General features: G+C 70.0%; 20 protein-coding genes and 2 riboswitches. Of the genes, 4 read left to right on the top strand and 16 right to left on the bottom strand.

Annotated features, from left to right (window positions below; translation table 11 throughout):
• The first annotated feature begins 44 nt into the window (after nucleotides 1-44).
• Nucleotides 45-1,058, top strand: coding sequence for an SDR family oxidoreductase (locus GON04_RS05485; RefSeq protein ID WP_157396937.1), 1,014 nt, complete (start codon nucleotides 45-47; stop codon nucleotides 1,056-1,058).
• Between the two features lie 33 nt (nucleotides 1,059-1,091).
• On the opposite strand, the gene GON04_RS05480 is transcribed toward GON04_RS05485, so the two are convergent.
• The 10 genes from GON04_RS05480 to GON04_RS05435 all read right to left on the bottom strand — a co-directional run bounded on the left by GON04_RS05480 (nucleotide 1,092) and on the right by GON04_RS05435 (nucleotide 12,282).
• Nucleotides 1,092-1,490 (bottom strand): response regulator, encoded by a 399-nt coding sequence (locus GON04_RS05480; RefSeq protein WP_157396936.1) that lies wholly within the window; start codon nucleotides 1,488-1,490, stop codon nucleotides 1,092-1,094.
• Between the two features lie 105 nt (nucleotides 1,491-1,595).
• Nucleotides 1,596-1,988, bottom strand: a complete 393-nt coding sequence (locus GON04_RS05475; protein ID WP_157396935.1) for an Hsp20/alpha crystallin family protein — start codon at nucleotides 1,986-1,988, stop codon at nucleotides 1,596-1,598.
• A 14-nt stretch (nucleotides 1,989-2,002) separates the two neighbouring features.
• Complete coding sequence (locus GON04_RS05470) at nucleotides 2,003-2,452, bottom strand: Hsp20/alpha crystallin family protein (RefSeq protein WP_157396934.1); 450 nt, start codon at nucleotides 2,450-2,452, stop codon at nucleotides 2,003-2,005.
• Between the two features lie 221 nt (nucleotides 2,453-2,673).
• A complete protein-coding gene (gene gcvP / locus GON04_RS05465; RefSeq protein ID WP_157396933.1) occupies nucleotides 2,674-5,574 on the bottom strand; it encodes an aminomethyl-transferring glycine dehydrogenase in 2,901 nt (966 codons plus the stop codon).
• A gap of 135 nt (nucleotides 5,575-5,709) precedes the next feature.
• Entirely contained in the window at nucleotides 5,710-6,084 is a 375-nt protein-coding gene (gene gcvH / locus GON04_RS05460) for a glycine cleavage system protein GcvH (protein ID WP_157396932.1), read from the bottom strand.
• Between the two features lie 33 nt (nucleotides 6,085-6,117).
• Nucleotides 6,118-7,290, bottom strand: a complete 1,173-nt coding sequence (gene gcvT, locus GON04_RS05455) for a glycine cleavage system aminomethyltransferase GcvT (RefSeq protein WP_157396931.1) — start codon at nucleotides 7,288-7,290, stop codon at nucleotides 6,118-6,120.
• A gap of 13 nt (nucleotides 7,291-7,303) precedes the next feature.
• Nucleotides 7,304-7,407, bottom strand: a riboswitch (glycine riboswitch).
• A gap of 11 nt (nucleotides 7,408-7,418) precedes the next feature.
• Nucleotides 7,419-7,511, bottom strand: a riboswitch (glycine riboswitch).
• Nucleotides 7,512-7,545: 34 nt separating this feature from the next.
• The gene (locus GON04_RS05450) at nucleotides 7,546-8,838 is read right to left on the bottom strand and encodes a TRAP transporter large permease (RefSeq protein WP_157396930.1); all 1,293 of its coding nucleotides are present in this window, start codon (nucleotides 8,836-8,838) and stop codon (nucleotides 7,546-7,548) included.
• A gap of 46 nt (nucleotides 8,839-8,884) precedes the next feature.
• Nucleotides 8,885-9,397, bottom strand: coding sequence for a TRAP transporter small permease subunit (locus GON04_RS05445; protein WP_181653904.1), 513 nt, complete (start codon nucleotides 9,395-9,397; stop codon nucleotides 8,885-8,887).
• A gap of 71 nt (nucleotides 9,398-9,468) precedes the next feature.
• On the bottom strand, nucleotides 9,469-10,446 hold the full coding sequence (locus GON04_RS05440) for a TRAP transporter substrate-binding protein (protein WP_157396929.1): 978 nt from the start codon (nucleotides 10,444-10,446) through the stop codon (nucleotides 9,469-9,471).
• Nucleotides 10,447-10,596: 150 nt separating this feature from the next.
• Nucleotides 10,597-12,282, bottom strand: coding sequence for an electron transfer flavoprotein-ubiquinone oxidoreductase (locus tag GON04_RS05435; protein ID WP_157396928.1), 1,686 nt, complete (start codon nucleotides 12,280-12,282; stop codon nucleotides 10,597-10,599).
• A 147-nt stretch (nucleotides 12,283-12,429) separates the two neighbouring features.
• Between GON04_RS05435 and GON04_RS05430 the strand changes: the two genes are divergently transcribed.
• Genes GON04_RS05430 through GON04_RS05420 form a run of 3 tightly spaced genes read left to right on the top strand, consistent with a single transcriptional unit; the run spans nucleotide 12,430 to nucleotide 14,532 of the window.
• Nucleotides 12,430-13,212, top strand: a complete 783-nt coding sequence (locus tag GON04_RS05430) for an SDR family oxidoreductase (protein WP_181653903.1) — start codon at nucleotides 12,430-12,432, stop codon at nucleotides 13,210-13,212.
• 13 nt (nucleotides 13,213-13,225) lie between these two features.
• Entirely contained in the window at nucleotides 13,226-14,116 is an 891-nt protein-coding gene (locus tag GON04_RS05425; protein ID WP_181653902.1) for an EamA family transporter, read from the top strand.
• Nucleotides 14,113-14,532: an acyl-CoA thioesterase gene (locus GON04_RS05420; protein ID WP_157396926.1), complete on the top strand. Its 420-nt coding sequence runs from the start codon at nucleotides 14,113-14,115 to the stop codon at nucleotides 14,530-14,532. Before GON04_RS05425 ends, GON04_RS05420 begins: the two co-directional genes overlap by 4 nt.
• Before the next feature lie 104 nt (nucleotides 14,533-14,636).
• Here GON04_RS05420 and GON04_RS05415 read toward each other — a convergent pair whose 3' ends face one another.
• The 6 genes from GON04_RS05415 to GON04_RS05390 all read right to left on the bottom strand — a co-directional run bounded on the left by GON04_RS05415 (nucleotide 14,637) and on the right by GON04_RS05390 (nucleotide 19,542).
• Complete coding sequence (locus tag GON04_RS05415; protein WP_157396925.1) at nucleotides 14,637-15,602, bottom strand: glycerophosphodiester phosphodiesterase; 966 nt, start codon at nucleotides 15,600-15,602, stop codon at nucleotides 14,637-14,639.
• A 23-nt stretch (nucleotides 15,603-15,625) separates the two neighbouring features.
• Nucleotides 15,626-16,363: an amino acid ABC transporter ATP-binding protein gene (locus GON04_RS05410; RefSeq protein ID WP_157396924.1), complete on the bottom strand. Its 738-nt coding sequence runs from the start codon at nucleotides 16,361-16,363 to the stop codon at nucleotides 15,626-15,628.
• Nucleotides 16,347-17,000: an ABC transporter permease subunit gene (locus GON04_RS05405; protein ID WP_181653901.1), complete on the bottom strand. Its 654-nt coding sequence runs from the start codon at nucleotides 16,998-17,000 to the stop codon at nucleotides 16,347-16,349. Before GON04_RS05405 ends, GON04_RS05410 begins: the two co-directional genes overlap by 17 nt.
• Entirely contained in the window at nucleotides 16,997-17,665 is a 669-nt protein-coding gene (locus tag GON04_RS05400; RefSeq protein WP_157396923.1) for an amino acid ABC transporter permease, read from the bottom strand. Before GON04_RS05400 ends, GON04_RS05405 begins: the two co-directional genes overlap by 4 nt.
• A 35-nt stretch (nucleotides 17,666-17,700) precedes the next feature.
• Nucleotides 17,701-18,486: a transporter substrate-binding domain-containing protein gene (locus GON04_RS05395; RefSeq protein ID WP_157396922.1), complete on the bottom strand. Its 786-nt coding sequence runs from the start codon at nucleotides 18,484-18,486 to the stop codon at nucleotides 17,701-17,703.
• A gap of 90 nt (nucleotides 18,487-18,576) precedes the next feature.
• Nucleotides 18,577-19,542: a Bug family tripartite tricarboxylate transporter substrate binding protein gene (locus tag GON04_RS05390; protein ID WP_157396921.1), complete on the bottom strand. Its 966-nt coding sequence runs from the start codon at nucleotides 19,540-19,542 to the stop codon at nucleotides 18,577-18,579.
• Nucleotides 19,543-19,558: the final 16 nt, after the last annotated feature.

The following is a 19,558-nucleotide window of genomic DNA, read 5'->3' as shown; positions in this document are numbered from 1 at the left end:
GGCCCTGCTTCCCATCATGGGCGGATCGCAGACCAGGAGTACCCATGGACGACAAACCCACAGCCAGGGACGCGGTGCGCGGCGGCACCGAGGCCGCGGCCGAGAAGCAGCGCGAGATCCAGCGCGAACAGGACCGCAAGGACGAAGCCAAGGCCAAGGGTGGCGGTGGCGGTGGCGAGGCGAAGGCGCCCCGCACCGGCGCGCGCGCGCAGCCGCAGGAGCTGCCGGCGCAGCACATGGCCAAGCCCGGCATCGAGGCCGACATGCAATTGCGGCCGCGCTTTGAGGCGCCCGACTACAAGGGCAGCGGCAAGCTCGAGGGCATGACGGCGCTGGTGACGGGCGGCGACTCCGGCATCGGCCGGGCGGTGGCCGTGCTGTACGCGCGCGAGGGCGCGGACGTCGCCGTTGCCTACCTCAGCTCGCACGAGGACGCCGAGGAAACCCGGCGCTGGATCGAGAAGGAAGGCCGGCGCTGCCTGCTGATCGCGGGGGACGTGAAGGATTCGTCGTTCTGCCGGCAGGCGGTGGAGCGCACCGTGGCCGAGCTGGGCAAGCTCGACATCCTGGTGAACAACGCGGCCTTCCAGGAGCATGCCGATTCGCTGGAGGACCTGACCGACGAGCGCATCGAGGAGACGTTCCGCACCAACATCTTCGGCTACATGGCCATGGCGCGGGCGGCGCTGCCGCACCTGAAGGCCGGCTCGTCCATCATCAACACCGGCTCGGTCACCGGGCTGCGCGGCAGCGGCTCGTTGCTCGACTATTCGGCGACCAAGGGAGCCATCCACGCCTTCACGATGTCGCTGGCCTCCAGCGTCCTGGCCAAGGGGATCCGGGTCAACGCGGTGGCGCCCGGGCCGGTCTGGACGCCGCTGAACCCGGCCGACCAGACGGCCGAGAAGGTGGCCGAGTTCGGCCACTCGACCGACTTCAAGCGACCGGCCCAGCCGGAGGAGCTGTCGCCGGCCTACGTGTTCCTGGCGGCGCCGTGCTGCTCCAGCTACATCACCGGCATCGTGCTGCCGGTCACGGGCTCGGTCGGGGCGGTGTGAGCCGGGGGCCGCCGGCCGCCGGCGGCGCAGGGATCAGCGGACCACGGGGCCGGCGGGCCGGCCGGCCCGCCGCATGCACCAGTCGAGCAGGGCCTCGGTGTCCATGGACTTGTCGAACACCTCGTCGCAGCCGAGGGCGAGGCACTGGTCGCGCACCAGCCCGCTGGCGGTGGCGGTGAGCACCACCACCTGGCGGCCGGGTTCGCGCCCGCGCAGCGCCTTGAGCACGTCGAGCCCGGTGCCGGTCTCGTCGAGCAGGAGGTCGACGATGGCCACGTCCCAGTCGTTGCCCGACTGGGTGAGCCAGGCGATGGCCCCCGCGGCGTTGCCGCTCTGGCCGACCGTGCGGATGCCGGCCAGCTCGGCCAGGGCCTCGACCAGGCTTTCCCGGATGGCGGAGTTGTCTTCGACGATGAATGCCCTGACAGCCAAGCTCCAGCTCTCTCCCGGGCCGTGGGCGCCCGCCAGCCCGGCATCATGGCACGGCCCCGCCAGCCCGCCAACCCAGCCATGAGGGGGATCGACAGGCCGGCGAAGTCAGCCGATGCGCACCTCGATGCGGCGGGGCCGGGCCTCCTCGGCCTTGGGGATGGACAGGCGCAGCACCCCGTCCTTGAGCTGGGCCTCGATGCGGGACGGGTCGAGCTCGCGACTGAGCGTGAACTCGCGCCGGTAGGCGGACGGCTGGACTTCCCCGTGGACGAGTTCCAGGTCCTCGGGGCCGCTGACCTCGGCCGTGCCCTCGACCACGAGGCTGTCGCCGTCGATGTGCACGTGCAGGCGCTCGCGGCTGACGCCGGGCAGGTCGGCCAGCACGGTGATGCCGGCTTCGTCCTCGTACACGTCGACCGGCGGCACCAGGCGGGGCGTGCCGGTGGAGGGGGACAGGCCGGCGGGACGGCCGGCGGCGGTCTGGACGTCGTTGCTCATGGCTGGTTCTCCCTTCAGTTCACTTCGATGCGGCGTGGCCTGGACGATTCGCGCCTGGCCACGCTGATGCGCAGCACGCCGTCGCGGTAGCTGGCCTCGATGCGGGCCGTGTCGGCGTCCTCGGGCAGGCTCACCACGCGCCGGAAGCTGCCGCTGAAGCGTTCCTGGGCGTAGACGCTGGTGCCCTCGCGGTCCTCGGGGCGCTGCGTGACGCGTTCGCCGGCGATCACCAGCAGGCCGCGGTCGGCGGTCACCTGCAGTGCTGCCGGGTCGATGCCGGGTGCCAGCGCCAGGATCTCCAGGCTGTCGGGCGTCGCGCCCACGTTGATGACCGGGAATGCCGAGCCCGCGAGGGCCCGGATGCTGGAGCGTTCCAGCGGGCGGAAGACCTGGTCCAGGACGCTCTGCAGGCGGTTGAGTTCGCCGAAGACGTCCGCGGCAGGCCGGAAGGATGGGTGCAGCATCGTTGCCTCCTTGCTCTGTCGATGGATCGAGGCGCGGCCAGCGCCGCGCGGCAAGGAGGTAGGAGCCGCCGGCGAAGTTTTCAAGACCCGGTGCCGACGACGGCGTCGAACTGTCCGCAGGGCAACGGCACGCAGCGCGGACGCGCTTGCGGACGGGATCGGCTGCCGGTCCCGCCCGACGGATCAGGTCCCTGCGACTTGCGCCGCGCCTGGCAGGTGGACTACTCGTACGCCGCCATCGGCACGCAGGAGCAGAACAGGTTGCGGTCGCCGTAGACGTTGTCGACCCGGCCGATCGGCGGCCAGTACTTGGCGTGCCGGCGCTCGTCGAGCACCGCCGCGGCGACCTCGCGCGGGTAGGCGTGGGTCCACTCGCCCGCGAGCAGGCTGGCGGCCGTGTGGGGCGCGTGCCTGAGCGGGTTGTCGTCCTGCGGCCACTCGCCGCGTTCGACGCGCCGGATCTCCTCGCGGATGGCGACCATGGCGTCGATGAAGCGGTCGATCTCGTCCAGCGTCTCGCTCTCGGTCGGCTCCACCATCAGGGTGCCGGCGACAGGGAACGACAGCGTGGGCGCGTGGAAGCCGTAGTCGATCAGGCGCTTGGCGACGTCCTCGGCGGTGACGCCGCTGCTGTCCTTGAGCGGCCGCAGGTCCAGGATGCACTCGTGCGCCACGTGGCCGTTGGGGCTGGCGTACAGCGTCGGGTAGTGGTCCTTCAGGCGCACGCTGATGTAGTTGGCGGCCAGGATGGCGACCTCGGTGGCCTGGCGCAGGCCTTCGGCGCCCATCATGCGGCAGTACATCCAGCTGATCGGCAGGACGGCCGCGTTGCCCAGCGGCGCCGCCGACACGGCACCGACCGGGTGGCCGCCGTTGCCGCCGGCGGCATGGCCGGGCAGGAACGGCACCAGGTCCTCGACCACGCACACCGGGCCGACGCCGGGGCCGCCGCCGCCGTGCGGGATGCAGAAGGTCTTGTGCAGGTTCAGGTGGCTGACGTCGCCGCCGAACTCGCCCGGCGCCGCCACGCCCACCAGGGCGTTCATGTTGGCGCCGTCGACGTACACCCGGCCGCCGTGCGCGTGCACCAGCTCGCACAGCTCCTTGACCTGGCGCTCGAACACGCCGTGCGTGCTGGGGTAGGTGATCATCACGCAGGCCAGGTCGGCGCTGTGCCGTTCGCACTTGGATCGCAGGTCGGCCAGGTCGACGTTGCCGTTGGCATCGCAGGCGGTCACCACCACCTGCATGCCGACCATCTGCGCGCTGGCCGGGTTGGTGCCGTGGGCCGAGGAGGGGATCAGGCAGACGTTGCGGTGCGCCTCGCCGCGGCTCTCGTGCCAGCCCTTGATGGCCAGCAGGCCGGCGTACTCGCCCTGCGAGCCGGCGTTGGGCTGCAGGCTGATGCCGGCATAGCCGGTCGCCTCGCACAGCCAGGCGCGCAGCTGCGCGTCGAGCTCGGCGTAGCCGGCCAGCTGCTCGCGCGGGGCGAACGGATGCACGTGCGCGAACTCCGGCCAGGTGATGGGGATCATCTCGCTGGTGGCGTTCAGCTTCATGGTGCAGCTGCCCAGCGGGATCATGGTGCGATCGAGCGCGAGGTCCTTGTCGGACAGCGCGCGGATGTAGCGCAGCATGCCCGTCTCGCTGTGGTGCGTGTTGAACACCGGGTGCGTGAGGAAGTCGCTGGTGCGGCGCAGTTCCGGCGGGATCAGCGGCTCGATGCCCTTCTCGAACGCGGCCACCGAGGGCAGGGCCTGGCCGTCCTTCGCGAAGATCGTCCACAGCAGCTCGATGTCGGCGCGCGTCGTGGTCTCGTCCAGCGAGATGCACAGGTACTCGTCCCAGGCCACGCGGATGTTGGCGCCCATGGCGACGGCGCGCGCCGCGATGGCCTGGGCGCGGTCCCTGGCGCGGTACGACAGGGTGTCGAACGCGGTCTGGTGGTGCATGTCGGCGCGCGACCAACCGAGCTGCTCCAGGCCCTGGGCCAGGATGGCGGTGTAGCTGGCCACCCGCTGCGCGATGCGCTTGAGGCCCTGCGGCCCGTGGTAGACGGCGTACATGCTCGCCACCACCGCCGGCAGCACCTGCGCCGTGCAGATGTTGGAGGTGGCCTTCTCGCGCCGGATGTGCTGCTCGCGCGTCTGCAGCGCAAGGCGGTAGGCGGGGTTGCCGTGGCTGTCGACGCTCACGCCCACCAGCCGGCCCGGCAGGGAGCGCTTGAACTCGTCGCGGCAGGCCATGTAGGCGGCGTGCGGGCCGCCGGCGCCCATGGGCATGCCCAGGCGCTGGGTGCTGCCCACCACGATGTCGGCGCCCCATTCACCGGGCGGCACCAGCAGCGTCAGCGCCAGCAGGTCGGCGGCGACGATGGCGGCGGCCTGTTTCGCGTGGATCTTCTGCACCTCGGGGGCCCAGTCCATCACCCAGCCGCTGCTGGCCGGGTACTGGATCAGGGCGGCGAAGAAGTCACCGGCCAGGGCCTGGTCCCATTCCTCGGCGGAGTTCGCCAGCACCACCTCGATGCCCAGCGGCCGGGCCCGCGTGCGCACCACCTCGATGGTCTGGGGATGGCAGTCGCCGGCGATGACGAAGGTGCTGGATTTGCTCTTGACGCTGCGCTTGGCCAGGGTCATCGCCTCGGCCGCCGCCGTGGCCTCGTCGAGCATCGACGCGTTGGCGATCGGCATGGCGGTGAGGTCGCACACCATGGTCTGGAAGTTCACCAGCGCCTCCATGCGGCCCTGCGAGATCTCGGCCTGGTAGGGCGTGTAGGCGGTGTACCAGGCCGGGTTCTCCAGGACGTTGCGCAGGATGACGCCCGGGGTGTAGGTGCCGTAGTAGCCCTGGCCGATGAAGCTCTTGAGCACCCGGTTGCGGTTGGCGATGGTGCGCAGTTCCAGCAGCGCCTGGGCCTCGCTCAGGGGCGCGGGCAAGTGCATCGGCGTGGCACGGGCGATGGAGCGCGGCACGATGCTCTCGATCAGCGCGCGGCGCGAGGCCTCGCCGATGACCGACAGCATGTGGCCCTCGCCGGCCTCGTCGATGCCGATGTGGCGCGGGATGAATTCGGTCGGGTTCTCGAGTTCGCCCAGCGGGCGGGCGGACGGCATCAGCATGGTGGCTCCGGGGTGTCTGGGGAATCGCGGTGGTTGCGGGCTGGTCCCGCCGTGCATCTCGCGCGCAAGGCCGGGCTCGGCCGGTCTCGGGAGATGGATGCCGATGCCGGGGCAGGCCCGGCATCGCGGCTGTCGTCAGGCGTCCTTGGCGAACGCGGTGTAGGCGGTCTCGTCCATCAGGCCGTCGAGCTCGGCGGCGTTGGCCACCTTGACCTTGAAGAACCAGCCCTGGCCCAGCGGATCGCTGTTGGCGAGGGCCGGATCGGCGCGCAGCGCCTCGTTGACCTCCAGCACCTCGCCCGTGACCGGCATGAAGACGTCGGCGGCGGCCTTGACCGACTCGACGACGCCGGCGACCTCGCCCTTGTTGTAGCTGCGGCCGACCTCGGGCAGGTCGACGAACACCACGTCGCCCAGCGCATCCTGCGCATGGACCGTGATGCCGACGATGGCGGATTCGCCGCCCTCCAGCTTCAGCCATTCGTGGTCCTGGGTGTACTTCACGGTCATCACGCTTCTCCTGTCGTCGGTTGGTATTCGGTTTCAGCCGCGGTGGTAGCGCTGCGGCACGAAGGGCATCGCGGCCACGGCCATCGGCACCAGCTTGCCGCGCACCAGCGCGACCAGGCGGGTGCCCGGTGCCGCATGGGCGGCATCCACGTAGGCCATGGCCACCGGCTTGTCGATGCTGGGGCCCAGCAGGCCGCTGGTGACTTCGCCGATGGCGGTGCCGGCCTCGTCCTGCAAGGGGGTGTGCTCGCGCACCGGCACGCGTTCCAGGGCCACCAGGCCCACGCGCTTGCGCGCCACCGGCACCGTGCCATCGAGCTGGCCCAGCACCCTGGCCGCGCCCGGAAAGCCGCCCGCGCGCGCGCCGCCGGTGCGGCGCACCTTTTGCAGCGCCCAGGTGAGCGCCGCCTCGACGGGCGTGGTGGTGGTGTCGATGTCGTTGCCGTACAGGCAGAGGCCGGCTTCCAGGCGCAGCGAGTTGCGCGCACCCAGGCCGATGGGCTTGACCTCGGGCTGGGCGAGCAGGGCGCGCGCCAGGGCCTCGGCCTGGCCGGCGCCGACCGAGATCTCGAAGCCGTCCTCGCCGGTGTAGCCGCTGCGGGTGATGTAGAGATCGCCGCCTTGCCACGCATGGCGCGCGCCGGTCATGAACACGAGCGACTCGACGCCGGGCACGAGGCGCTGCAGCGCGGCGGCGGCCTGCGGCCCCTGCAGGGCGAGCAGGGCGCGCTCGGGCATGGGAATGACGCGGCAGCGGCCGCCGATGCGGGCCTGGATGTGGGCGATGTCGCCGTCCTTGCAGGCCCCGTTGACGATGACGAACAGGTCGTCGCCCCGGTTGACCAGCATCAGGTCGTCGAGGATGGTGCCCTCGTCGCTGAGCAGCAGGCCGTAGCGCTGCCGGTCGACGCCCAGGCCGATGACGTCCACCGGCACCAGCGTCTCGAAGGCGGCTGCGGCGTCGGCACCCTCGAGCCGCAACTGGCCCATGTGCGAGACGTCGAACAGGCCGGCGGCCTGGCGCGTGTGGTGGTGCTCGGCCATCAGGCCGGCCGGGTATTGCACCGGCATGGAATAGCCGGCGAACGGCACCATGCGGGCGCCGAGTTCGAGGTGCAGCGCGTGCAACGGGGTCGTGCGCAGCTCTGGCGGGGCGGTGGCGGACAAGCGGACTCTCCGGTGGATGCAGGGGTCGGTTCGAGCCATGGTATCGACCGTGGCTACCCCAGCTGTCCGCTTTACCTGAGAGATTCACCCCGCGTCGGCGGGGTTTGCTCCTTCGGTGGGCGCCGTTCGCGGGCGCCTCTCTCCAGCCAGGCGACACCCCGTTGCCGGGATGCTTGTCAGTCCTTGGTGCCTGAGCGTTCGGCTGTGCGCCTGCGCCTTCGGCGGCTTCCGGGGCGGAAGCACTCTCCTGACGGCCGCCATTCTAAGGCGATCCGGGACCGCGCCCGGGCTCCCTCACTTGAACCCGAGGGCGTGCGGCAGCCAGGTGCTCAGCGCGGGCAGGAAGGTGATGACCAGCAGGACCACGCCGTGCGCCCACAGGAACGGCATGAGCTCGCGCACCAGCGGGCCCAGCGGCACGCGCGACACGTTGGAGGTGACGAACAGCAGCCCCCCCACCGGCGGCGTGATCATGCCCAGCGTCAGGTTGTAGATGACGACCATCGCGAAGTGCACCGGGTCGATGCCCAGCTTGACGGCCACCGGGGCCAGGATGGGCGCCAAGACCATCACGCCCGGCAGCGGTTCGATGAAGATGCCGAACAGCAGCAGGAACACGTTCACCAGGATGAGGAACGCGGTGGGCGACAGGTGCATCGCCACGATCCAGTCGGCCATCGCCTGCGGCACGGCCTCGATGGTCAGCACCCAGGCGAACGCGGCCGACAGGCCGATGATGATGAGCACCGAGGCCGACAGCAGCGCCGAGCGCGACAGGATGTCGGGCAGCGCCTTCCACTCCAGCGTGCGGTAGACGAACTTGCCGCAGACGAGCGCATAGAACACGGCCACCACCGACGCCTCGGTGGGCGTGAACCAGCCGGCGCGCATGCCGCCCAGGATGACGACGGGCAGCAGCAGGGCGGGCAGGGCGCGCCAGGTGGTGCGCAGGATCTCGGCCAGGGCCGGCGTCTCGCCGTCGCCCTTGTAGTTGCGCTGCTTCGAGACGTGCCAGTTGACCACGCACATGGCGATGGCGATCAGCACGCCGGGCAGCAGGCCGGCGACGAACAGCGAGCCCACCGAGACGTTGTCGTCCTGCAGGGCGTAGATGATCATGATGATCGACGGCGGGATGATCGGCCCCACGATGGCGGTGGACGCCGTGAGCGCCGCCGCGTACGCGCGGTCGTAGCCGGCCTTGTCCATCATGCGGATCAGCATCGAGCCGGGTCCGGCCGCATCGGCCAGCGCCGAGCCGGAGATGCCCGAGAAGAAGGTCAGCGACACCACGTTGGTGTAGCCCAGCCCGCCACGGCGGTGGCCGACGAACTGGCCCGCGAACTTCAGCAGCACCTCGGTGAGCGAGCCGCCGCTCATCAGCTCGGCGGCCAGGATGAAGAACGGCACCGCCATCAGCGGGAAGCTGTCGATGCCGGTGAAGGTCTCCTTCAGCACCACCATCAGCGGGTAGGCGTCGGCGACGACGAGGGCACCGACGGTGGCCAGGGCCAGGGCAAAGGCCACCGGCATGCCGATGGCCAGCAGCACGCAGCCGGAGACGACGAGGATGAGGCTGGCAGACATCAGGAAACCTTCTTGCGGTGCACTGCGGTGGGAGCCGGGCGGTGGCTCATAGCGAGGCGCTCGCGGTGGCGTCGAAGTGGGCGTCGGAGGCGAAGCGGCGCTCCAGCACGTAGTCCTTGACGATCAGCAGCCAGTGCACGACGAGCAGCACGCCGCCGACCAGCATGGCGGCGTAGATGTACGAGAACGGGATCTGGGTGGCGGCGGTGAGCTGGAACTTGGTGCGTTCCATGTACAGCCAGCCGTACCAGACCATGAAGCCGAAGAAGGCGAACAGCAGCACGGCGACGACCGCGCGCAGGCCGACGGCCAGCGGGCGCGGCAGGGCGTCCTGCAGGTTCTCCACCGCGATGTGGCCGCCGTAGCGCAGGACCGGGCCCGCCCCGAGGAAGGTCAGCCAGATCATCATGTGGCGCGACACCTCCTCGGCCCACTCGATGGACTGGCTGGTGGTGTAGCGCAGGGTGACGTTGGTGAAGATGATCACCGACATGGCCGCCAGCAGCAGGATGAGGGCCCAGCGGTTGGCGGCGAGGAACAGGTGTTCGAAGGTCTTCACGATCTCATCAGTGGCTGGCAGGGGCAAAAAAAACCGCCCCTCCGGGGGGCGGGCAGGCGGTGTGGCGCGGGTCAGCGCACGTCCTGGATCTTCTTGATGTTGTCGGCGCCGAATTCCTTGGCGTAGTTCACGTAGGCCGGCTTGAGCGCCTCGCGGAAGGCATTGCCGTCGACGGTGCGGATGACCTTCATGCCGTCCTTCTCGAGCTGGGCGATGCCGTTGGCCTCGTCGTCGTTCACCTTCTTGCGCTGGGCGACGGAACCCTTTTTGGCGGCCTCGGTGAACACCTTCTTGTCGGCGTCGGACAGCTTGCCCCACACCTTGGGCGACAGCAGCAGCAGCGCCGGCGAGTACACGTGGCCGGTGAGCGACAGGTGCTTCTGCACCTGGGCGAACTTGGACGACAGGATGACGGGGATGGGGTTCTCCTGGCCGTCGACCGTGCCCTGCTGCAGGGCGCCGAACAGCTCGGGGAAGGCCATGGGGGTCGGCTGGATGCCGAAGGTCTTGTAGCCCTCCATGTGCACCTTGTTCTCCATGGTGCGCATCTTCAGGCCGGCGGCATCAGCGGGCTTGACGATGTCGCGCTTGCTGTTGGTCATGTGGCGGAAGCCGTTCTCCGTCCAGCCCAGGGCGATGAGGCCCTTGGACGGGAACTTGGTCAGGATGTCCTGGCCGATCGGGCCGTCCATGACCTTGCGCGCGTGGTCGTAGTCGCGGAACAGGAAGGGGATGTCGACGATCTTGACCTCGGGCACGAAGTTGCCCACCGGGCCGGTGGACGTGTTCACCAGGTCCAGGGTGCCGATCTGCACCGCCTCGATCATCTCGCGCTCGCCGCCAAGCGCGGAGCTGGCGAAGTGCTGGCACTTGTAGCGGCCCTGGGTGCCCTTCTCGACCTCGTCGCAGAACACGGTGGAGCCCACGCCGTAATGCGATTCCTTGGTGGTGGCGTAGCCGATCTTCAGCGTGGTGGGCGTCTGCGCGATCGCCGACAGGCTGACCGAGAACGCCACGGCGGCGAGGGCGAACGATGTCTTCAACTTCATTGGGGCTGTCTCCGGGCCGGGGATGAAAAAGGGGCGAGCTTGCACGCTCGGATGAGTTCTCGCCACGGGGGTTCTACCGAGCCTTGACTGGCTGCGGCCGACGTCCCCGCAAGGACAGGCGACAAACTTCGAACGAATGAAACGAACGAACTACATGTTCGGGTAGTTGGGACCGCCGCCGCCTTCGGGCACCACCCACACGATGTTCTGCGTGGGGTCCTTGATGTCGCAGGTCTTGCAGTGCACGCAGTTCTGGGCGTTGATCTGCAGGCGCTCGGCGCCGGTGCCCTCGTCGGTCACGAATTCATACACGCCGGCTGGGCAGTAGCGGCTCTCGGGGCCCGCGAACTTGCGCAGGTTGATGTCCACCGGCACCGAGGCATCCTTGAGCGTCAGGTGCGCCGGCTGGTTCTCCTCGTGATTGGTGTTCGAGATGAACACCGAAGACAGCCGGTCGAAGGTGAGCTTGCCGTCCGGCTTGGGATAGGCGATGGGCTTGCACTCGGCCGCCGGCTTCAGGTAGACGTGGTCGGGCTGCGTGCGGTGCAGCGTCCAGGGCATGTGCCCGCCCAGCAGCTTCTGCTCGATGCCGGTCATCAGCGTGGCCAGGGTGCGGCCCTTCTTGAACCACTGCTTGAAGTTGCGCGCCTTGTTCAGCTCCTCGTGCAGCCAGGACCTCTCGAACGCCTCCGGGTAGGCAGACAGTTCGTCGTGCTGGCGGCCCTCGCCCAGCGCGGCGAAGGCGGCCTCGGCGGCCAGCATGCCGGTCTTGATGGCGGCGTGGCTGCCCTTGATGCGCGAGGCGTTGAGGTAGCCGGCGTCGTCGCCCACCAGCGCGCCGCCCGGGAACACGGTCTTGGGCAGCGACAGGATGCCGCCCACGGTGAGCGCGCGCGCGCCGTAGGCCAGCCGCTTGGCCGGCTGCGCGCCCTCGAAGTACCAGCGGATGTTCGGGTGCGTCTTGAAGCGCTGGAACTCCTCGTAGGGCGACAGGTAGGGGTTGCTGTAGTCCAGCCCGACCACGAAGCCGATGGAGATCTGGTTGTTCTCCATGTGGTACAGCCAGGAGCCGCCGTAGGTCATCTCGTCGAGCGGCCAGCCCGCGCTGTGCAGCGCCAGGCCCGCCTTGTGGCGCTCGGGCGAGATCTCCCAGACTTCCTTGATGCCGATGCTGTAGCTCTGCGGATCCCGGTCTGCGTCGAGCTTGAAACGCGCGATCAGCTGCTTGCCCAGGTGGCCGCGCGAGCCCTCGGCGAACACCGTGTACTTGGCGTGCAGTTCCATGCCGAGCTGGAAGTTCTCGCCCGGCTCGCCGTCCTTGCCCACCCCCATGTTGGCCGTGGCGACGCCGCGCACCGAGCCGTCGTCGCCGTACAGCACCTCGGCGGCGGGGAAGCCGGGGAAGATCTCCACGCCCAGGGCTTCGGCCTGCTGGGCCAGCCAGCGCGTGAGGTTGGCCAGGCTGGCGACGTAGTTGCCGTCATTGTGGAAGTTCTTCGGCAGCATCCAGGTGGGCGTGCGCGTGCCCCCCTTCTCGCTGAGGAACAGGAAGATGTCCTCGGTGACCGGCACCGTGAGCGGAGCACCCTTCTCGCGCCAGTCGGGGAACAGTTCGGTCAGCGCGCGCGGATCGACGATGGCCCCCGAGAGGATGTGGGCGCCCGGCTCCGAGCCCTTCTCCAGCACCACCACCGAGACCTCGCGGCCGGTGTGCATGGCCAGCTGCTTCAGGTGGATGGCGGTGGCGAGGCCGGCGGGGCCCGCGCCGACCACCACCACGTCGTACTCCATGGCTTCGCGCGGTCCGAACTGGGCGAGGATCTCTTCTTGTGTCATGGCTCGGGAGTGTCGTTGCAGGGGCGAGCGGCACCGCGCGAACGCGACGCTGGCGGGACAGCATTCTATGCGTCGGGTCCTGCACAATCTGCACCGTCCATCCCATCGCGTTCCCATCGCCAGCGCATTACCGGCAGGAGAGTCCCCGTGAGCTACAGCATCGACCTTTCGGGCCGCGTCGCCTTCGTGACCGGCGCATCTGGCGGCCTGGGCGCCCAGTTCGCCCGCAGCCTGTCGCGCGCGGGCGCTGCCGTCGTGCTGGCCAGCCGCCGCGTCGAGAAGCTCAAGGCCCTGCGCGCGCAGATCGAGGGCGAGGGCGGCGACGCCCACGTGGTGCAGCTCGACGTCACCGATGTCGACAGCATCCGCTCGGCCGTGGCCCACGCCGAGACCGAGGTCGGGTCGATCGACATCCTGGTCAACAACTCGGGCGTGAGCACCACCCAGCGCCTGCAGGACGTCACCGAGGAGGACTTCGACTTCATCTTCGACACCAACGTGCGCGGCGCCTTCTTCGTCGCGCAGGAGATCGGCAAGCGCATGCTGGCGCGCGCGCGCGGCTCCGCGCCCGGCACCTTCACCGGCGGGCGCATCATCAACATCGCCTCGATGGCGGGGCTGAAGGTGCTGCCGCAGATCGGCGCCTACGCCATGAGCAAGGCGGCGGTGGTGCACATGACCAAGGCCATGGCGCTGGAGTGGGGCCGCTTCGAGATCAACGTCAATGCCATCTGCCCCGGCTACATCGACACCGAGATCAACCACCACCACTGGCAGACCGAGCAGGGCCAGAAGCTGATGCAGATGCTGCCGCGCAAGCGCGTGGGCGACCCGGCCGACCTGGACGCGCTGATCGTGCTGCTGGCCAGCAGCGAGAGCCACTTCATCAACGGCTCGGTGATCGCGGCGGACGACGGCTTCGGCGTCTGACCCGCGCCGGCGCGTGTTCGGCGGCGTGCTGGCCGGCTTGGCGGCCGGCGCCCTCTGGGGCCTCGTCTTCGTGTCGCCGCGCATGGTGCGCGGCTTCTCACCAGTGGACCTCACCGCGGGCCGCTTCCTGGCCTACGGCGTCGTCGCAGCCGCGGTGCTGCTGTGGCGCGCCCGCTCGCGCCCCGCTCCGACGGCCCAGCAGGCGCTCGCTGCCGCCGGCCTGAGCGTGCTGGGCTTCAGCGGCTACTACCTGCTGCTGGTGCTGGCGATCCGCGACGCGGGCACCGAGGTGCCCACCTTGCTGATCGGCACGATTCCCATCTGGGTGATGCTGCTGGGCAAGCCGGGCTCGCTGCGCTGGGCTGCCCTGGTCCCGGGCCTGCTGCTCACGCTGGTCGGGCTGGGCCTGATGATGGGAACGGCGCATGGCGGCAGCGGCGCCGGCGTGCCGCATCCGACGCGCGGCATCGTGCTGGCGCTGGCGGCGACGGCGTGCTGGACGGCCTTCGCCCTGCTCAATGCGGGCTGGCTGAAACGGCACCGGGAGGTGAAAGCCACCGACTGGGCCAACTGGCTGGGCGTAGCGACCGGCGCCGGTGCGCTGCTGCTGTGGGGAGTGGCCGGTTCGCCCGCGGCGGTGCTGGCCGCGCAACCGGACCTGGGCCTGTTCGTCGCCCTGGCCGTCGCCACCGGCCTCGGGTCGGCGTGGCTGGCCACCATCCTGTGGAGCATCGCCAGCCGGCGCCTGCCGGCCAGCCTGTGCGGACAACTGATCGTCAGCGAGACGCTGTTTGCGCTGCTCTATTCTTTCGCCTGGGACGGCCGCTGGCCGACCTGGCTGCAGTTCACCGCCTGCGTGCTGTTCACGCTCGGCATCCTCGTCTCGATCAAGGCCCACCGATGAAACTAGAACTGCCCGCCGCCCGGAAGCTCGTCTTCACCCTGGCGATCCCGATCCGCTGGGGCGACATGGACGCGATGGGGCACGTGAACAACACCGTCTATTTCCGCTACCTCGAGTCGGCGCGCATCGAGTGGTTCCGGTCGCTGGCGTGCGAACCCAACCCGGCCGGCGAGGGCCCGCTGATCGTCAACGCGTTCTGCAACTTCCACAAGCAGCTCGAATACCCGGGCGAGGTGCTGGTGAAGATGTCCGTCAGCGATCCGGGCCGCAGCAGCTTCGAGAGCTGGGCGACCATCGAGCGCATCGACGACCCCGGTGTGGTCTACGCATCGGGCGGCGCGACGACGGTGTGGGTCGATTTCCCGAAGCAGAAGTCGGCGCCACTGCCGGCCTGGTTCCGCCAGCACCTGGAGTAACCCCCTGACCTCGTCCTTGCGGGCTTGACCCGCCATGCCATGGATACCGGGTCAAGACCCGGCATGGCGGCAGTGCGCAGCCAGCCGTGGGCACCGGTGACGGCCTAGGGAAACGCCGGCGGCAGTTCCATCCAGCGCGCCCGCATCACCTCGCGCGCGCGGTCCGGGTAGTCGGTGATCAGGCCGTCGACGCCCCAGCCGATCAGGCGGTCCATGTCGGCAGGCTCGTTGACCGTCCAGGGCACGACCTTCATGCCGGCGTCCTGCGCCTCCTTCAGTGCCTCGCGGGTCAGCGCGCCGGCATTCGGCGACCAGGTGGTGCAGCCGGCCGCCCGGGCCAGCCGCGGCACGCTGTTGCCGTGGTCGGCCAGGCGCAGCCCGGCGGTCCAGCGGCTGTCGGCGGTGCTGTCGACGTTGGCCGTCCTGGCCGTGAGGCAGACGGTCGGGATGCCGGGCGCGCGCTCCTGGACGATGCGCAGGGTGCGCCAGTCGAAGCTCTGGACGGACACCCGCTCGCTCATCCCGGCCGCCCGGATCGCCTGCAGCAGGGCGGTCGCCATGGCGTCCGGCGCCACCGTGTCCTCGGGCCGGTTCGGGTCGATCTTGGTCTCGATGTTGAAGCGCACCGGCGCGCCGCGTTCGGCGGCCAGCGCGAACACCGAGGACAGGGTGGGAATGCGGGCGCCGTCCTGCGGCTGCTGGTGCGGGAAGCTGCGTGCATAGGCGCTGTCGGGCCGGATGCGGCCGACGTCGTAGCCGCCCAGCTGCTGCAGCGTGAGCGATCGGATCGTCGGCCCCGGCCCGGCCAGCCACTGGCCGGTGGCGTCGCGCGCCAGCGAAGGATTGAGGAAGGGATCGTGCGCCACCACCACCACGCCATCGGCCGTCACGCCGACATCCAGCTCCAGCGTGTCGACACCGACGGCCAGCGCCCGTTCGAAGGCGGGCAGGGTGTTCTCCGGCGCCAGGCCGCGTGCGCCGCGATGGCCTTGCAGGTCGAGTGCCTGGGCGGCCGTGCCGAGCAGCAGCAGCGCGGTGGCGACGAGGGCGGTGGGGCGGCAAACAGGCATGCGCGGCATTGTGCCGCGCGGCCTCAGTCGTGCAGCGACGAGAGAAACTGGCGCAGCTCCGGCGTCCTCGGCTGGCCGAACAGGTCCTGCGGCGGGCCCATCTCGTGCACGCGTCCCTGGTGCATGAAGATGACGCGGTCGCTCACCTTGCGGGCGAAACCCATCTCGTGCGTGACCATGAGCAGCGTCATGCCGTCGTCAGCCAGGCTTTCCACCACCCGCAGCACCTCGCCCACCAGCTCGGGGTCGAGCGCGCTGGTGATCTCGTCGCACAGCAGCACCGCCGGCTCCATGGCCAGGGCACGCGCGATGGCCACGCGCTGCTGCTGGCCGCCCGAGAGCTGCTCGGGCATGGCGTCGAACTTCTCGGCCAGGCCGACCCGCTGCAGCAGCTGGCGCGCCTGGGCCTCGGCGGCCGCCTTGCCGGTCTTCTTCACCAGGGTGGGCGCCAGCATGACGTTGCGCCCGACGCTCAGGTGCGGGAACAGGTTGAAGCTCTGGAAGACCATGCCCACGCGCTGGCGCAGCTCGCGCATGGCCAGCGGGCTGTCGTGCAGCAGCTGCTTGCGGTCGACCGTGAGGGCGCCGTCCTGGAACGTCTCGAGGCCGTTGATGCAGCGCAGCAGCGTGCTCTTGCCGGAGCCGCTCTTGCCGATGATGGCGATGACCTCGCCGGGCTGCACCGCCAGGTCGATGCCCTTGAGCACCTCGTTCGTTCCGTAGGACTTGCGCAGCGCGGTGATTTCAACGATGGGCGGCATGCAGCGACCTTTCCAGCGAGCGGGCGTACAGGCTGATCGGCCAGCACAGGAGGAAGTACAGCGCGGCGACGCAGCTGTAGACCACGAAGGGCTTGAGCGTGGCGTTGGTGATCATGGTGCCGGCCTTGGTGATCTCGACGAACCCGATCACCGAGGCGAGGGCGGTGCCCTTGACCACCTGCACCAGGAACCCCACCGTCGGCGGCACCGCGATGCGCAGGGCCTGCGGCAGGATCACGTGGCGCAGCTGCTCGCCGAAATCGAGCGCCAGGCTCTGGGCCGCCTCCCACTGGCCGCGCGGGATGGCGGCGACGCAGCCGCGCCAGATCTCGGCCAGGAAGGCGCTGGTGTACAGCGTCAGCGCCACCGCCGCGGCGGTCCAGGCCGAGACGTTGATGCCGAACAGGGCGATGCCGAAGTAGGCCAGGAACAGCTGCATCAGCAGCGGCGTGCCCTGGAACAGCTGCACGTAGCCGCCGACCGCCCGCACCGCCCAGGGCGACCCACGCAGGCGCGCGACCAGCAGCACCAGGCCGACCAGGCCGCCGCCGACGAAGGCGATGAGCGACAGGCTCACCGTCCAGCGCGCCGCCAGCAGCAGGTTGCGAGCGATGTCCCAGAGGCTGAACTCGGTCACCGGCCGCCCCCGAACAGGAAGCGCGGGCCGGCCCAGTTCAGGAGCCGGCGCACGCCGACCGCCAGCGCGAGATAGATCAGCGTGGCGACGATGAAGGCCTCGAAGGCGCGGAAGTTGCGGCTCTGGATGAGGTTGGCCGCGTAACTCAGTTCCTCGGTGGAGATCTGGCCGCACACGGCCGATCCCAGCATGACGATGATGATCTGGCTGACCAGCGCCGGCCACACCTTGCGCAGGGCCGGTGGCAGCACCACGCGCAGGAACACCTGCACCCGGTTCAGGGCCAGCGACACCGCCGCCTCGATCTGCCCGCGCGGCGTGGCGTCGATGCCGGCGCGGATGATCTCGGTGGCGTAGGCGCCCAGGTTCACCACCATCGCGAGGACCGACGCCGCCTCGGGCGACAGCCGGAAGCCGGCCGCGGGCAGGCCGAAGAAGATGAAGAACAGCTGCACGATGAAGGGCGTGTTGCGCACCAGCTCCACGTAGGTGCCGGCCAGCAGCTTCAGCCACGCCGGACCCTGGCTGCGCGCCCAGGCGCAGGCGACGCCCACCACGACGCCGACCAGCGCCGAGACGGCCGTCAGCGCCAGCGTCCACGCCACCCCCTTCAGGAGCATGGGCCACTGCGACAGCACGGCGGCAAAGTCGAGGGTGATGCGCATGTCAGGACCCGGGTGAGGTGCCGGTCACGAGCCCGTCACTGCGGCAGGTCGCCGGTGGGCCGTCCCAGCCACTTCACCGCCATCTTGTCGAGCTCGCCCGACTTCTTCGCCTCCGCCAGGATCTCGTTGACCCTGGTGCGCAGCTTGTCCTCGCCCTTGCCCACGCCGATGAAGTTGGGCGAGTCCTTCAGCGTGAACTTGAACTCGGTTCCCAGCTGCGGGTGCTTGGCCATCACGGTGCCGGCGGTCTGCGCGCTGGTGGCCACCAGCTGCACCTGGCCGGCGGTGTAGGCCGACACGGTGGCGTTGTTGTCCTCGAAGCGGCGCAGCTCGGTGCTGGGCGGCGCCACCTTGGTGAGTTCCATGTCGTCGACCGAGCCGCGGGTGACGCCGATGGACTTGCCGGCCAGGTCGGCCGGGGCCTTGATGGCCGTGGCCTTGGGCCCGAACACCGCGATGTAGAAGGGCGAGTAGGCCGCGGTGAAGTCGATCACCTTCTCGCGCTCCGGGTTCTTGCCCAGGGTGGAGATCACCAGGTCGGCCTTGCGGGTCTGCAGGTAGGGGATGCGGTTGGCCGTGGTCACGGGCACCAGCTCCACCTTCACGCCGAGCTTGCCGCCGATGTAGGTGGCCATGTCGACGTCCAGGCCCTGGGGCTTGAGGTCTGTGCCGACCGAGCCGTAGGGCGGGAAGTCGGTCGGGACGGCGATTTTGATTTCCCGGGCCTTGAGGATGTCGTCGAGGGCCGTCTGCGCCTGGGCCGTCGCGGCCAGGGCCAGGGCCGCCAGGCCCAGGGTGAATGCGCGCTTGCTGGGAAGCATGGGAGTCTCCGGAAGGGATGTGGCCGCACCGCGCGGCCTGCCAACCCCAGCCATGCAACTCCCGTGCCCGAGCTGGCGGGCGGCGCCGGATCAGTCGAGCCGGGCGCCCGATTTCTTCACCGCGTCGGCCCAGCGCGGCATCTCGGCGGCCAGGAAGCGGCCGAACTCCTCGCTGCCCAGGAAGGCCGGGTCGGCGCCCTGCGACACCATGCGGCTGCGCACCGCGGGGTCGGCCAGCACCTGGCGGAAGGCGTCGCTCAGTTTCGCGGCCACGTCGCGGGGCAGGCCGGCCGGCGCCAGGAAGCCGTAGAAGCCAACCACCTCGAAGTCCTTGATGCCGGCCTCCATGACCGTCGGGATGTCGGGCAGGGCGGGGTTGCGCTCGCGGCTGGTGACGGCCAGCGCGCGCACCTTGCCCTGCTTGTGGTAGCCGGCCGCCTGCGGGATCGATTCGGCCATGAACTGCACCTGGCCGCCCATCAGGTCGGTGAACGCGGGCGCGCTGCCCCGGTAGGGGATGTGGACCATGAACAGGCCGGTGGCGCTCTTGAACATCTCGGGCACCAGGTGGCTGATGCCGCCGTTGCCGGCCGAGCCGTAGTTCACCTGGCCGGGCCGCGCGCGGCTGTAGTCGATGAACTCGCGCAGGGTGCGCACCGGCAGCGCCGGGTTGACCAGCAGCGCCAGCGGCTGCATGGCCGTGCGCGCGATGGGCGTGAAGTCGCGCGTGGTCTGGTAGGGCAGCTTGCCGTACAGGGCCGGGTTGATCACCATCACGCCGGTGTTGGCCAGCATCAGGGTGTAGCCGTCGGGCGCGGCCTTCATCACCTCCTGCGCACCCACCGTGCCGCCGGCGCCGGCCTTGTAGTCGACCAGGACCGGCTGGCCCAGCACGGCCTGCAGCTTGTCGCTCAGCAGGCGGGCGTGCTGGTCGAGCGGGCCGCCGGCAGGAAAGCCGATCACGATGCGGATGGGTTTGTCGGGGAAGGCGGCGTGGGCGAAGCTGCAGGCGGCAGCCAGGGCGCAGGCAGCCAGGCGCTGGAAGAGGGTGGACATGGTGCTCGGTTGGCGG

Origin of the sequence: Ramlibacter pinisoli (assembly GCF_009758015.1) — a bacterium.
GTDB lineage: Bacteria > Pseudomonadota > Gammaproteobacteria > Burkholderiales > Burkholderiaceae_C > Ramlibacter > Ramlibacter pinisoli.
This window is presented reverse-complemented; position numbering and strand designations above follow the sequence as displayed.